This is a genomic window from Microvirga sp. HS2 (assembly GCF_055792805.1).
In genome coordinates, this window is the sequence record NZ_JBVVAJ010000005.1 from 195,201 (window position 1) to 207,006 (window position 11,806).

The 11,806-nt window shown below is 63.4% G+C and carries 11 protein-coding genes; 1 reads left to right on the forward strand and 10 read right to left on the reverse strand.

Annotation, left to right across the window (positions count from 1 at the left end; translation table 11 throughout):
• Nucleotides 1-43: 43 nt before the first annotated feature.
• The 4 genes from ACS5Q0_RS07070 to ACS5Q0_RS07085 all read right to left on the reverse strand — a co-directional run bounded on the left by ACS5Q0_RS07070 (nucleotide 44) and on the right by ACS5Q0_RS07085 (nucleotide 4,835).
• Nucleotides 44-1,678: a hypothetical protein gene (locus ACS5Q0_RS07070; RefSeq protein WP_473125907.1), complete on the reverse strand. Its 1,635-nt coding sequence runs from the start codon at nucleotides 1,676-1,678 to the stop codon at nucleotides 44-46.
• A gap of 125 nt (nucleotides 1,679-1,803) precedes the next feature.
• On the reverse strand, nucleotides 1,804-3,450 hold the full coding sequence (groL, locus tag ACS5Q0_RS07075; RefSeq protein WP_473125908.1) for a chaperonin GroEL: 1,647 nt from the start codon (nucleotides 3,448-3,450) through the stop codon (nucleotides 1,804-1,806).
• 52 nt (nucleotides 3,451-3,502) lie between these two features.
• The gene (gene groES, locus ACS5Q0_RS07080; protein WP_114945189.1) at nucleotides 3,503-3,790 is read right to left on the reverse strand and encodes a co-chaperone GroES; all 288 of its coding nucleotides are present in this window, start codon (nucleotides 3,788-3,790) and stop codon (nucleotides 3,503-3,505) included.
• Between the two features lie 199 nt (nucleotides 3,791-3,989).
• Nucleotides 3,990-4,835 (reverse strand): DMT family transporter, encoded by an 846-nt coding sequence (locus ACS5Q0_RS07085; protein WP_473125909.1) that lies wholly within the window; start codon nucleotides 4,833-4,835, stop codon nucleotides 3,990-3,992.
• Nucleotides 4,836-5,049: 214 nt separating this feature from the next.
• Between ACS5Q0_RS07085 and ACS5Q0_RS07090 the strand changes: the two genes are divergently transcribed.
• A complete protein-coding gene (locus tag ACS5Q0_RS07090; protein ID WP_473125910.1) occupies nucleotides 5,050-5,796 on the forward strand; it encodes a L,D-transpeptidase in 747 nt (248 codons plus the stop codon).
• Nucleotides 5,797-5,884: 88 nt separating this feature from the next.
• Here the strand turns inward: ACS5Q0_RS07090 and ACS5Q0_RS07095 are convergent, their stop codons facing one another.
• The 6 genes from ACS5Q0_RS07095 to ACS5Q0_RS07120 form a co-directional block, all read right to left on the reverse strand.
• Complete coding sequence (locus ACS5Q0_RS07095) at nucleotides 5,885-6,565, reverse strand: DUF2076 domain-containing protein (RefSeq protein WP_473125911.1); 681 nt, start codon at nucleotides 6,563-6,565, stop codon at nucleotides 5,885-5,887.
• A 60-nt stretch (nucleotides 6,566-6,625) separates the two neighbouring features.
• Entirely contained in the window at nucleotides 6,626-7,210 is a 585-nt protein-coding gene (locus tag ACS5Q0_RS07100; RefSeq protein ID WP_473125912.1) for an NUDIX hydrolase, read from the reverse strand.
• Nucleotides 7,207-8,058, reverse strand: a complete 852-nt coding sequence (locus tag ACS5Q0_RS07105) for an SDR family NAD(P)-dependent oxidoreductase (RefSeq protein ID WP_473125913.1) — start codon at nucleotides 8,056-8,058, stop codon at nucleotides 7,207-7,209. Before ACS5Q0_RS07105 ends, ACS5Q0_RS07100 begins: the two co-directional genes overlap by 4 nt.
• A 161-nt stretch (nucleotides 8,059-8,219) precedes the next feature.
• Nucleotides 8,220-9,728 carry a chromosome partitioning protein ParA gene (locus ACS5Q0_RS07110; RefSeq protein ID WP_473125914.1) on the reverse strand — a complete coding sequence of 503 codons (1,509 nt, stop codon included), beginning with the start codon at nucleotides 9,726-9,728 and terminating at the stop codon, nucleotides 8,220-8,222.
• Between the two features lie 98 nt (nucleotides 9,729-9,826).
• On the reverse strand, nucleotides 9,827-11,182 hold the full coding sequence (gene glcF / locus ACS5Q0_RS07115; protein WP_473125915.1) for a glycolate oxidase subunit GlcF: 1,356 nt from the start codon (nucleotides 11,180-11,182) through the stop codon (nucleotides 9,827-9,829).
• 9 nt (nucleotides 11,183-11,191) lie between these two features.
• Nucleotides 11,192-11,806 carry a DUF2585 family protein gene (locus tag ACS5Q0_RS07120; protein ID WP_473125916.1) on the reverse strand — a complete coding sequence of 205 codons (615 nt, stop codon included), beginning with the start codon at nucleotides 11,804-11,806 and terminating at the stop codon, nucleotides 11,192-11,194.

Here is an 11,806-nt window from a genome sequence, read left to right on the forward strand (position 1 = left end):
CAGGGCCCTCTCCTGCCGGTCTTGAAAGAGGCTCGCCCAATCCTCAGGCGACGAAGAAGTCGTCCGCCTTCAGCAGCGTCATCGGCTTGAGCTGCGCGAACTTGACCGCTCCATACTTCATTCCCGAGCCGTCCGCGTCGAAAGACAGCGCGCCCGTCTTCGGGTCGTAGACGATCCGGTCGCTCTTGTCGTGAGCTCTGGCCCCAGTCCAGAATGCGTCCTTCAACAGGACACCCTTCTTGAGATTGCTGAAAACGGCCTTTGACAACCTGATCGTGTCGTCGGCATGTTTGAAATCCACGATCCGGTCCACATTATCGGAACCGACCTTGGTGCTGAACCTGAACGTGTCCTGCCCCTTACCACCGGTCAGCTTGTCTTTGCCGAGACCGCCATCGAGGAGGTCGTGTCCTTCGCCGCCGATGAATGTGTCGTTTCTGGCCCCGCCCTTGAACGTGAGATTTTCGATCGCGGGTGCGGTGGGAGGAACGGTCGGTGATGCGGGCGTGGTGGGTGCCGTGGGCAGCGTGAAGATTCTGTCGCTGAAGATCGCGAACTCCATGCCGCCGAGATAATCGGTGCCGTCACCATCGACGCGGTGGTCGACAACGGTGATGGTGCCACTTTCTCCAACGGTGATGGTGTAATCGGAGAACTTGCCGGTGAACACGGCCGTGTCCGAACCTGCGCCACCCACGAGGAGATCGTTCCCCGCACCGCCGCTCAAAAGATCATTGCCGTCATAGCCATCGAGGGTGTCATTGCCGGCATTGCCCATGAGGGTGTTGGCGGCAGCATTGCCGATGAACCTGTCGCTGAATGTACTGCCATTCAAGTTCTCGATATTGAGGATCGTGTCCCAAGCCTCCCTCCCGGTCTGTTGCTGCGCCGTCATCCTTAAATCGACCGAGGCTGGGAAACTGTACACAAGCGTATCGACGCCCCCGCCACCGTCGACAACGTTAGTGTTTACGCCCAACACAAACGTTTCGGAGCCCTCGCCGCCGTAAGCGATATCGTTACCGGCTGAGAAACGGACAATTCCAGAAATGGAGCCGCCACGACCGTCATACACATGGGTCGGGGGACCGGCGGGCGTGACCCAACCCCCTCCGCCAAGAATGACATCTCCTTCAATCCGCCCACTATTCGTGATGACGTTGGGACCGTTGACCGCGCCATAGATTGCCACGCCATCGGTACCTGTGATTAGTCCTGTATTGTTGATGATGAGGCTCTGGTTCGAGTTGGACGCTTCAATCCCGACACCACCCACGATTGTGCCGGAATTGTTGACGATATTCTCGGCGCCTTCGAGGCGAGCCCCCCAAGAGCCTCCACTGATGAAACCTGCATTGATCAGCGTATTGGGCTCGCCGGGTGCGGTTTCTCCATAGAGGTAAACGCCATCCAATGCTCCGGTGACCGAACCGGTCACCCCGACATTGATCACGCCCTGAATGCTGATGGCCGAAAAACGTTCGCTGTGGACACGGCCATCGATCAGCAGAGTGTTATCCCAAAAACCAGAGATTGCGACCGAGCCCTCACCATAGGCTGAAATGGCCGCTCCAGCCTTGAGGATGACGATTTCGCCAACGCCGATGTCGAGAGCGTCCTCATTGTCCCCATAAGTTGGCGGCAACGGACTGGACGAGTCGATGATATGGACGGCCACGCGCACCTCCTAGGCTTCAATTTTTTTGTTATAATATTTCACATAGGTAAGCAACATCCTGGCTTTAGGCAATAAAAAGCCCCGGAGTTTCCTCCGGGGCCTTCTTTCGTTCGCTGTGCGAGGACTTAGAAGTCCATGCCGCCCATGCCGCCCATGCCGCCGCCGGGCATGGCGGGAGCGGCGCTCTCGCGCTTGGGAGCGTCGGCGACCATGGCCTCGGTGGTGACGAGGAGACCAGCCACGGAGGCTGCGTCCTGCAGAGCCGTGCGCACGACCTTCGCCGGATCGACGATACCGGCCTGGAGCATGTCCACGAACTCTTCCGTCTGAGCGTTGAAGCCGAAGGTGTCGGCCTTGTTCTCGACGATCTTGCCGACCACGATCGAGCCTTCCACGCCGGCGTTCTCGGCGATCTGACGGATCGGGGCCTCAAGGGCGCGAAGCACGATGTTGATGCCGGCCTTCATGTCGGCATTGTCGCTGGAGAGCTTGGCGACCGCAGCCTTGGCGCGCAGCAGAGCGACGCCGCCGCCGGGGACGATGCCCTCTTCCACCGCAGCGCGGGTGGCGTTGAGCGCGTCGTCGACGCGGTCCTTCTTCTCCTTCACTTCGACTTCGGTCGCGCCGCCGACGCGGATCACCGCGACGCCGCCCGCGAGCTTCGCCAAGCGCTCCTGGAGCTTCTCACGGTCGTAGTCCGAGGTGGTCTCCTCGATCTGCGCTTTGATCTGGCCGACGCGGGCTTCGATGTCTTCCTTCTTGCCGGCGCCGTCGATGATCGTGGTGTTCTCCTTCTCGATGCGAACGCGCTTGGCGCGGCCGAGCATCGGGAGGGTGACGGACTCGAGCTTGATGCCGAGGTCTTCGGAGATCGTCTGACCGGCGGTCAGGATCGCGATGTCCTCGAGCATGGCCTTGCGGCGGTCACCGAAGCCCGGAGCCTTGACGGCGGCAATCTTCAGGCCGCCGCGCAGCTTGTTGACCACGAGGGTGGCCAGAGCCTCGCCCTCGACGTCCTCGGCGATGATGAGCAGCGGCTTGCCGGTCTGCACCACGGCCTCGAGGATCGGCAGCATGGTCTGCAGCGAGGAGAGCTTCTTCTCGTGGATGAGGATGTAGGGATCCTCGAGCTCAGCCACCATCTTCTCGGCGTTGGTGATGAAGTACGGCGAGAGATAGCCGCGGTCGAACTGCATGCCTTCCACGACGTCGAGCTCGGTCTCGGCGGTCTTGGCTTCCTCGACCGTGATGACGCCCTCGTTGCCGACCTTCTGCATGGCATGGGCGATCATCTCGCCGATGTCCTTGTCGCCGTTGGCCGAGATCGTGCCGACCTGGGCGACCTCGTCGGAGGACTTCACCTTCTTGGCGCGGGCCTGGATGTCCTTGATGGCCTCGGCGGTGGCGAGATCGATGCCGCGCTTGAGGTCCATGGGGTTCATGCCGGCGGCCACGGCCTTGGCGCCCTCGCGGACGATCGACTGGGCGAGCACGGTCGCGGTGGTGGTGCCGTCACCAGCGATGTCGTTGGTCTTCGAGGCCACTTCGCGCACCATCTGGGCGCCCATGTTCTCGAACCTGTCGGCGAGTTCGATTTCCTTCGCGACCGACACGCCGTCCTTCGTGATGCGCGGAGCGCCGAAGGACTTCTCGATCACCACGTTGCGGCCCTTCGGGCCGAGGGTCACCTTCACCGCATCGGCGAGGATATCGACGCCGCGCAGCATCTTTTCGCGGGCTTCGGAAGAAAACTTAACGTCTTTGGCAGCCATGGGCTCAGCCTCCAGTTAAATTGGAAATCGTGTGACGGGTTCGCCCGGCCGATCAGCCGACGATGCCCATGATGTCGGATTCCTTCATGATCAGGAGATCCTGACCGTCGATACGCACCTCGGTGCCGGACCACTTGCCGAACAGAACGCGGTCACCGGCCTTCACATCGAGAGCAGCGACCTTGCCGTTCTCATCGCGGGCGCCGGGGCCGACGGCGACGACTTCGCCCTCTTGCGGCTTTTCCTTGGCCGTATCCGGGATGATGATGCCGCCGGCCGTCTTCTCTTCGGCCTCGATGCGGCGGACGACGACACGGTCGTGCAGCGGACGGAACTTCATGGAACTTCCCCTTTGACGGTTGACGCAGCCCCGATGGCCGCGCCCTGGTCTTATCCCTGTTAGCACTGTCCAGAGGCGAGTGCTAACACTGTTGGCGAGATAAGGAGGTCCTCGCAAGGAGTCAAGGCACGCAAAGGTCGAGTCATCGTGTTACATGTCGACCGTCGAGGGCTTTCGCCCGCTCCCCTCGCCGCGACGGCTACCGGCGACTAGTGAGCAGGGCCGCGGCGACGATGAGGAGCCCTCCCCCGAGGGTCGCCCAGGTGGGGATCTCGCCGAAGACCCCGTAGCCGATCAGAACCGCCCAGATGAGAGCGGTGTATTCCAGAGGCGCGAGCCGGGCCGCTTCCGCCTTGGCATAGGCCGTCGCCATCAGGACATGGCCGATGACGCCGAGCACGCCCATCAGCATGAACCAGGCCAGATGGGCGAGGTCCATGGGCTGCCAGGCCCAGAGGCCGAAGGGCAGAGCCAGGGCGGCCGGACCGGCATTCTGGAAGTAGACGATGTGCAGGAACTTGTCGCGCTGGGCCCGCTGGCGCAGCAGAACGAGGCTCAAGGCATAGGTGATCGCCGACGCCAGGGCTGCGCCGACACCCAGCCAGGAGCGGGCCGCCGAAGCCTCCTCCGTCTGCCCGAGGACCACCACGAGCGTGCCGCCGAATCCGATGGCGATGGCCGCGATGATCCTCGGATCCACCCGCTCCTTCAGCAGAAGCACCCCGAAGAACGCGATGAACATGGGTGCGAGGAACGACAGGACGAGGGTCTCTGCCAGGGGCAGCTTGCCCAGCGCATAAAAGAAGCACGCCGCCGTGACGACGGCGATGACGGATCGCAACAGGTTCGCCTGCACCGTCTCGCGGCTCGGCCAGCCCGGACGCATCGCCGCGACCACGCCCGTGGCGATAATGGTTCCGCAGGCGAAGCGCAGGAAGGTGACCTGGAGGGTCGGGTAATGGGCGGACATCCCTTTGATGACCGCATCCATGATGGAAAGCACCGCGATGCCCGCGGCAGCCCGAACGGCCGGACCGTATTGCATGTAATCACGACGATGTGAGGCGCGAGCCCCCGGGATGGCGGCCTTCGCAGAAGAATGAAGCTCTTAGCGCAATTCAAATGCCGCTTCATCCTTCCTTTCTCGCTGTCGACAGAAAAGCCTGATCGGTGCCGGCGCACAGGCAAAACAAAGTCGATGGAAACAAAAGCCGCGCTTGTCGTTTAATAAGCGCAACAACGACAAACAGGATACTTCGATGCGCGCCTGGATCCCTTGCTCCGCAATGCTGCTTCTCGCCCTCATGCCATCTTCCGGATCGGCTCAGTCGGTCTATGGGGGCGGGTCTTACTACGGCAATACATACATTGCGCCGGAATACGACTATCCCTATGCCCGCACGCAGGATGGGTATCGCGAGACCTACCCGCTCGTCACGCGTCCGGCGACGCGCGGCGCGGATCCCTATGCTACGGGCTCCGTGCGCTCCGGCACTCAGGTCGCGGGCCTGCCGCAGACCTATTCTGATCCCGGCTACGACAACAGCATCGACTATGCCATCTCGCCGGAATTCCAACGGCAGATCGTGTCCTATCGCGGCGCCGAGAAGCCCGGCACGATCGTCGTCGATACAAACGACAAGTTCCTCTACCTGGTGCAGGCCGACGGGCGCGCGATCCGCTACGGTATCGGCGTCGGACGCCCCGGCTTCGAATGGGCGGGCCGCAAGACCGTCTCGATGAAACGCGAATGGCCCGATTGGCGTCCGCCGTCGGACATGCTCAAGCGCCGCCCCGACCTGCCGCGCTACATGAAGGGCGGAATCGACAATCCGCTCGGGGCGCGGGCGCTCTATCTCGGCTCCTCGCTCTATCGCATTCACGGCACGAACGAGCCGCACACCATCGGCCAGGCCGTTTCCTCCGGCTGCATCCGCATGCTCAACGAGGACGTGGTGGATCTCTACAGCCGCGTGAAGGTCGGCACCGCCGTCATCGTGATCTGAGCACGTCTCCCTTTAGATCATCGTCATGGCCGGGCTTGACCCGGCCATTCACGTTCAAGGCCGCTGAGGCGAAGGCGCGGATCCCTGTTCAGGTCCAGTCGCCGTCGTCTCCGGCATCCCCGCCGAAATCGGAGAAGTCGTCGCGGTTTTCCGAAGGTTTATCGTAAAGGGAATCCGTAATGCCGGCGAAATCCGTGTTTCCGCTCTGATCGTTGCCGAGATCCGCGAGAGAGGACTGCCCGCCCGCCGCATTCTCCTCACCGCCGAAAGCATGCGACAGCGCGTTGGCGATCATCATGCCGCCGGCAACGCCAGCCGCCGTCGAGAGCGCGCTCTGCAGAAACCCGCCGCCGCGCGGCTGCATCATGCCGCCACCCCAGGGACCCTGAGATTGAGGAGGCATTCCATAGGGCGGCTGTTGTGTCGGCTGGGGAGCGCCCCAGGGCGAGGCGCGCCGCGGGGGCGGCTCGTTATAGGCCGGCTCCGGCGGACGAGCGCCGCCGCCGAAGATGCCCGACAGAATCCCGCCCTGCTGCGGCTGTCGGCTGAGGTGATCGAGCTCGGCGCGCAGCTGGTCGTTCTCGGCCTGGAGCCTCGCCAGGGCCTGCTCCTGCACGAAGATCGCCTGCGCCATGGCGTAGGGTGCATAGGGCTGCTGGCGGATCCTGTCGGCGATGAAGCGCTCCGCTTCCGGATCGCGCGGCTGGTTCGCCACCTGTTCGAGCCGTCGGAAGATATCGGTGATGACCTCACGCTCCTGATCGTTCATGGCAAACCTCCTTCGCGCATGGATCATGTGATTTCCATGTAAGAAAGGCCTCGTGTTTTGTTAGAGGCGGGCAAGGCCGAGCCTGCACATATTCCCCAGAGCCTCGGGCGCAATCAGGTCCAGCTCCGCCACGTCGCGCCATTCGGCGCCGTGCACCTCGGACAGGTCGGGGCGCAGGCCGCCCTCCTCCGCCCGCAGGACGTAGCGGATGTCATGGTGCCAGTGCTCCGGCTCCCCTTTGTGTGGGCGAGCGGGAATGAGATGGCTGTCGATGTCGATCGGCAGGCCGGCCTCGCCGTGCCAGGGATCGAGGGTCAGCCCCTCCACGCCCGTCTCTTCGAAGGCCTCCCGCATGGCGGCTTCTTCCAGGCTTTCGGGCGCCTCGTAATGCCCGCCCGGCTGCAGCCACCGGGCCAGGGACCGATGGTGGATCAGCAGAACCCGACAGCCCGGCGGGTCGAGGATGAAGGCCGATGTGGTGACATGGCCGGGAAACGTGGACCGGCTGTGAATGGCATCCCCGGCCTCGATCTGCCGGCGCAGCACGGCGTGCCGTTCACCCGCGCTGCCGAAGGCGCGGGCATGGCGGTCGAGAAGCGCCCCTATCCGGACGCGGAAGGCCGATGGATCGAACGAGCCGCTCATTTTTCCTCCATCGCCTTCGCGAAGGCGTCCTTGAAATCAGGGTGCCACCGGGACAGGGCGGGACGGTTCTCGACGATGTCCCCTGCGGCCCAGCGGATCCGCTTCTCGTCCATCGCGCGGGTCGTCTCGTTGTCGGGACAGAGCACGTAGAAATCGCCTCGCTCCAGGGCCGGGAGCAGGAAATCGATGACCTGTTCGGGGCTCCAAGCTCCGGCAGGCTTCTCCGTGACGCCCCTCGCCCGGGTGAAGCCCGTGAACACGAAGCCGGGGATCAGAAGATGCGCCGTCACGTGGCATCCCGGCCTGTTGCGCAACTCATGGGCCAGGGCTTCCGTCACGACCTTAACGCCGGCCTTGGACACATTGTAGGCGGTATCCCCAGGCGGGGTGGTGATGCCCTGTTTCGAGCCCGTATTGATGATGGCGCAAGGCGTGCCCTGCTCGACCATGGCGGGGGCGAAGACCTGCACGCCATTGAGAACGCCCCAGAGATTGGTCTGAAGAATGGCCTGCCAGCGCTGCGGATCGCCGAAGACCTGGCCTCCGCCTTCCGTGCCCGCGTTGTTCATCAGCACCGCGACCTCGCCGAAGGCGGCCGTCACCTTGTCCCTCAGCGCCTCCACGTCCTCACGGCGGCCGACATCGGTGGGAACCGCGAGCACGTTCTGAGAGCCGCCGATTACGGCCACCTCTCCGGCGGCGCGCTCCAGCGCCTCGCCGGGCAGGTCGGCCAGGCAGACCTTCATGCCAAGCTGGGCAAAACGCTTGGCTGCGGCAAGGCCGATGCCGCTCGCCGCTCCGGTGATGACGGCGACGCGGTTCGGCGCGATTGCAGGATGCTGGGCCATCGGTCTTGTCCTTCTCGCATGATTGTCCGGGCTTCAGCGACGATGCCGAGCCTCAGGGAGATGAAGCGAGATAGGACAGACCGCAATTCGCGCAACCGCTCAAGAGGCGAAGGGTGGAATGCTCAAGAAAAAGCCCCGCTCCGGCGGGGCCTTTCGGTTCGTCATTCGCCGTCCGCCGATTTCAGCGGATGGACATTCGTCTCGACCTCTTCCTCGTCGACGAGGCCGGCATCCTCCTCCTGCGAGTCGAGCCGGGTTTTCTTGCGAAGCGCAATGTACTTCTTCTGAATCTTGATGCGGCTTTCGCGGGCGATTTCGAGCGCGCCCTGTACGAGAGACCGCTCGGCCTTCTCGTTCTGAAGCTCTTCCGTGAGGCGGCGATTGGCGGCCTCCAGGGTGTTGCGCTCCTGCTCGAAGCGTTTGGTGAGCTGGTCGATGCGCTCGCTGAGGCTCGCGAGCTTGTTGTCCGAGCTCTCGATCTGGAAGTCCTTGGCGGCAATGGCCTTGTTGAGCATTTCGACGCGCTCCTGCAGCTCGATGCGCGAGCGCTGAAGCTCGTTGACCATGGCCACCTGACGCTCGACCTCCTGCTGGGTCGCCTCTAGGCGGCGATCGAGGGTGTTCTTCTCGATGGTGGTCTCTTTGAGATTGCGCTCGACGCCACGAAGCGCCGCGTTCTTGTCGCGCAGCTGGTCGCGGGTATGAGCCAGGATCTTGTCCGTGGCGCCGAGGCGCGAGTTGAGCCCCTCGATCTTCATGTCGAGCGCCGAGAGGTCGGTCTGGTGCGAGGAGCGCTCGGAATCGAGCTGGGTTTCGAGCCGCTGGCGCAGCACCTGCTCGGCCATCAGCTTGGTCTCGAGCTCCGAGGCGCGCTGGCGGGTGGCCTCCAGCTGGGTCTCCAGCTCGCCATAGCGGTTCGTGAGGCTGGAGAGACGGTAATTCTGCTCCTCCGCCACTTTCTGCAGGCGCTTCACCTCGTGATCGAGAAGACCGTTGCGCTCACGGGTCTCGATGAGCTCCCGCTCGGCGCGGGCGACGGTCTGGTCGGCCTCCTGCGCCTCCAAGCGCAGGGCCTGGTTCTCTTCCGTGATGTTGCGGGCGCGCTCTGTCTCGATGGCGAGCTGGTTCTCGAGATCGGCGACCGTCGCCTCCTTGTCCTTCACGCTGAGGCGCAGATCCTCGATGTAGGATTCCTGCTCCCGGGTCCTGGACTCGGCCTTGCGCAGCTGCGACACCGTCGCGGCGAGATCGTCCATGGTGCGGGCATGGAACGTGTTGAGGTCGTGCAGCTCGCGGCGGAGCGATACGGTGGTCTCGGTCTCCTGCCTGAGCACGGCCTCCGTCTCCAGCAGGCGGGACTGGAGCTGCGGATAACTGCGGATCAGGTCGTTCACCGGCTCGCTCAGGAGCGCGAAATCCTCCTTGAGGCTGCGGATCTCCTCGAGCCGGTCGATCATGTTGGCGAAACGGACGCGGATCAGCTCGTTCTTCTGGCCCACGGAATCGAGGGCGGTGTTCGGACGAACGACAATCGGCTCCGCCTTCTCCTGCGGCGCAGCGGAGGCTGCCGATGCCGCTACGTCACGCTGGACAGGCAGGACATTGATGGCCTCGTCCTGCGGCTTCTTGTTGCCGAAACGGTTCCTGAAAGACGTCCAACCCGAAGACATGGGGCCGCCCCTTCGCACTCATGATCACATTCCGGCATCTTTTACCCCAGAGTCACCTCCATTGGAAACGAAATTTCATTTCACGAGATGCGGCGGTTTCACTCGGCCGCAACGGCCAGGGGCCGGGACAGACGGTTCTTGAGGTCTGTCTTTTCCAAGGTTTCCGGCATCGGCCCGCCTGTTGCCCAATCGAGGAGCTCGACCGTATGGACGATGGGGATCTCCGTTCCCTGGCCGATCTGGGTCATGCAGCCGATATTGCCGGTGGCGATCAGATCGGGCTTCGTGCGCTCGATATTGGCGACCTTCCGGGCCCTGAGCTGCGCGGCGATCTCGGGCTGGAGCAGGTTGTAGGTGCCCGCCGAGCCGCAGCAGATGTGGCCTTCCGGCACATCCTTCACGGTAAAGCCCGCCTTCTTCAGCAGGGTCTTGGGTTCCGTGCGGATGGCCTGGCCGTGCTGCATGGAGCATGCGGAGTGATAGGCCACAACCAGGTCGGTTTCCCGCACCGGTTCGATCAGGTCGAGGGACATGGCGTATTCGGTGATGTCCTTGGCGATCGCGGAAACCCGAGCCGCCTTCTCGGCATAGACCGGATCGTTCCGGAACATGAAGCCGTAATCCTTGATCGTGGTGCCGCAGCCGGAGGCCGTGATGATGATGGCGTCGAGCCCATCCCCGTCCATTTCGGCGATCCAGACGTCGATATTGCGCTTGGCGAGTTCATGCCCCTGCTCGTCGCGCCCCATGTGATGGACAAGCGCGCCGCAGCAGCCCTCCCCCTTCGGCTGGACCACCTCCACCCCATGCCGGTTGAGGAGGCGGATGGCGGCCTGGTTGAAGCCGGGTTTGAGCACCGGCTGGGCGCAGCCGGACAGGATGGCCACGCGGGCGCGCCGCTCCCCTTCAGCCTTGAAAGTGCCCGGCTGGTCCAGGGGAGAACGGGCCGGCACCCTGGCCGGAGCCAGCTCGATCATCGCGCGGAGGCGATTCCCGAAGAAGGGCAGCGCGCCGATCAATCCCTTGAAGGGCTTTACCAGCAACGCCGCACCCAGGGCGGCGCGGAAGCGGTTCGGATAAGGCAGGACGCGCGCGAGCAGCCCGCGCAGAAACCGGTCGTGTCCGGGGCGCGTATAGGTGGCCTCGATATAGGAGCGGGCATGATCGACGAGGTGCATGTAATGCACGCCGGACGGACAGGTGGTCATGCAGGACAGGCACGAGAGGCAGCGGTCGATATGTTTTACGACCTCCGCCGAGGCGGGTTTGCCGCTCTCCAGCATGTCCTTGATGAGATAGATGCGCCCACGCGGCGAATCGAGTTCGTCGCCGAGAAGCAGATAGGTTGGGCAGGTTGCCGTGCAGAAGCCGCAATGGACGCAGGTGCGGAGAATCTTCTCCGACGAGGCCGTCGCGGGGTCCTTGAGCTGCTCAGGCGTGAAATTGGTTTGCATCGCTTTATCTCAGATCGCCGATTGCCACCGGTTGATAGCCTCGACCGGGTGGATCAGCATGATGATATTCAGGGCGAGGTTGTCGTGGATCCAGTATCCGACGAACAGTTCCATCAGCACGGCTGCGGCAATCGTCAGCCAGACCGGGAAGGCTCGAGCCAGGAAAAATCCGAGGATCATGGCTAAAAGATCCGACACCGAATTGATGACGCTGTCGCCGTAATAGTCGAGAGCGATATTCGTCGCACGGTAGCGGTCGATCACCATGTTGGTGTTCTCGACGATCTCCCATGCCGCCTCCACCCCGAGCGCGAGAAGGAGCGCCACACCGAGCGGCAGTGGTTTTCCCCTCAGGCGCCCGATGATCCAGGTGCCCAGATAGAACAGGAAGCCGTGAATGACGTGAGAGGGCGTGTACCAATCCGTCAGGTGCTGGGAATTGCCGGAATCGCGCACGACGCCATGCCAGAGCTCCACGTATCCGCATTTGCAGATCGGCGTGCGGCCCATGGCGAAGAGGATCGCGGCGGTCAGCGCGACGAGCGCGACGGCCAGAGCCGCATAAACGGCGGGTCTCACCGGGCTCTTAGCCGCGGCGGGGTTCAGCGCGGCTGCCCCGCTCAT

What these genes read in the sequence shown, in the direction of transcription:
- groL (WP_473125908.1), bottom strand. Translation starts at nt 3,450, where the DNA reads ATGGCTGCCAAAGACGTTAAGTTTTCTTCCGAAGCCCGCGAAAAGATG.
- groES (WP_114945189.1), bottom strand. Translation starts at nt 3,790, where the DNA reads ATGAAGTTCCGTCCGCTGCACGACCGTGTCGTCGTCCGCCGCATCGAG.
- ACS5Q0_RS07085 (WP_473125909.1), bottom strand. Translation starts at nt 4,835, where the DNA reads ATGCAATACGGTCCGGCCGTTCGGGCTGCCGCGGGCATCGCGGTGCTT.
- ACS5Q0_RS07090 (WP_473125910.1), top strand. Translation starts at nt 5,050, where the DNA reads ATGCGCGCCTGGATCCCTTGCTCCGCAATGCTGCTTCTCGCCCTCATG.
- ACS5Q0_RS07095 (WP_473125911.1), bottom strand. Translation starts at nt 6,565, where the DNA reads ATGAACGATCAGGAGCGTGAGGTCATCACCGATATCTTCCGACGGCTC.
- ACS5Q0_RS07100 (WP_473125912.1), bottom strand. Translation starts at nt 7,210, where the DNA reads ATGAGCGGCTCGTTCGATCCATCGGCCTTCCGCGTCCGGATAGGGGCG.
- ACS5Q0_RS07105 (WP_473125913.1), bottom strand. Translation starts at nt 8,058, where the DNA reads ATGGCCCAGCATCCTGCAATCGCGCCGAACCGCGTCGCCGTCATCACC.
- ACS5Q0_RS07110 (WP_473125914.1), bottom strand. Translation starts at nt 9,728, where the DNA reads ATGTCTTCGGGTTGGACGTCTTTCAGGAACCGTTTCGGCAACAAGAAG.
- glcF (WP_473125915.1), bottom strand. Translation starts at nt 11,182, where the DNA reads ATGCAAACCAATTTCACGCCTGAGCAGCTCAAGGACCCCGCGACGGCC.
- ACS5Q0_RS07120 (WP_473125916.1), bottom strand. Translation starts at nt 11,806, where the DNA reads ATGAGCGGGGCAGCCGCGCTGAACCCCGCCGCGGCTAAGAGCCCGGTG.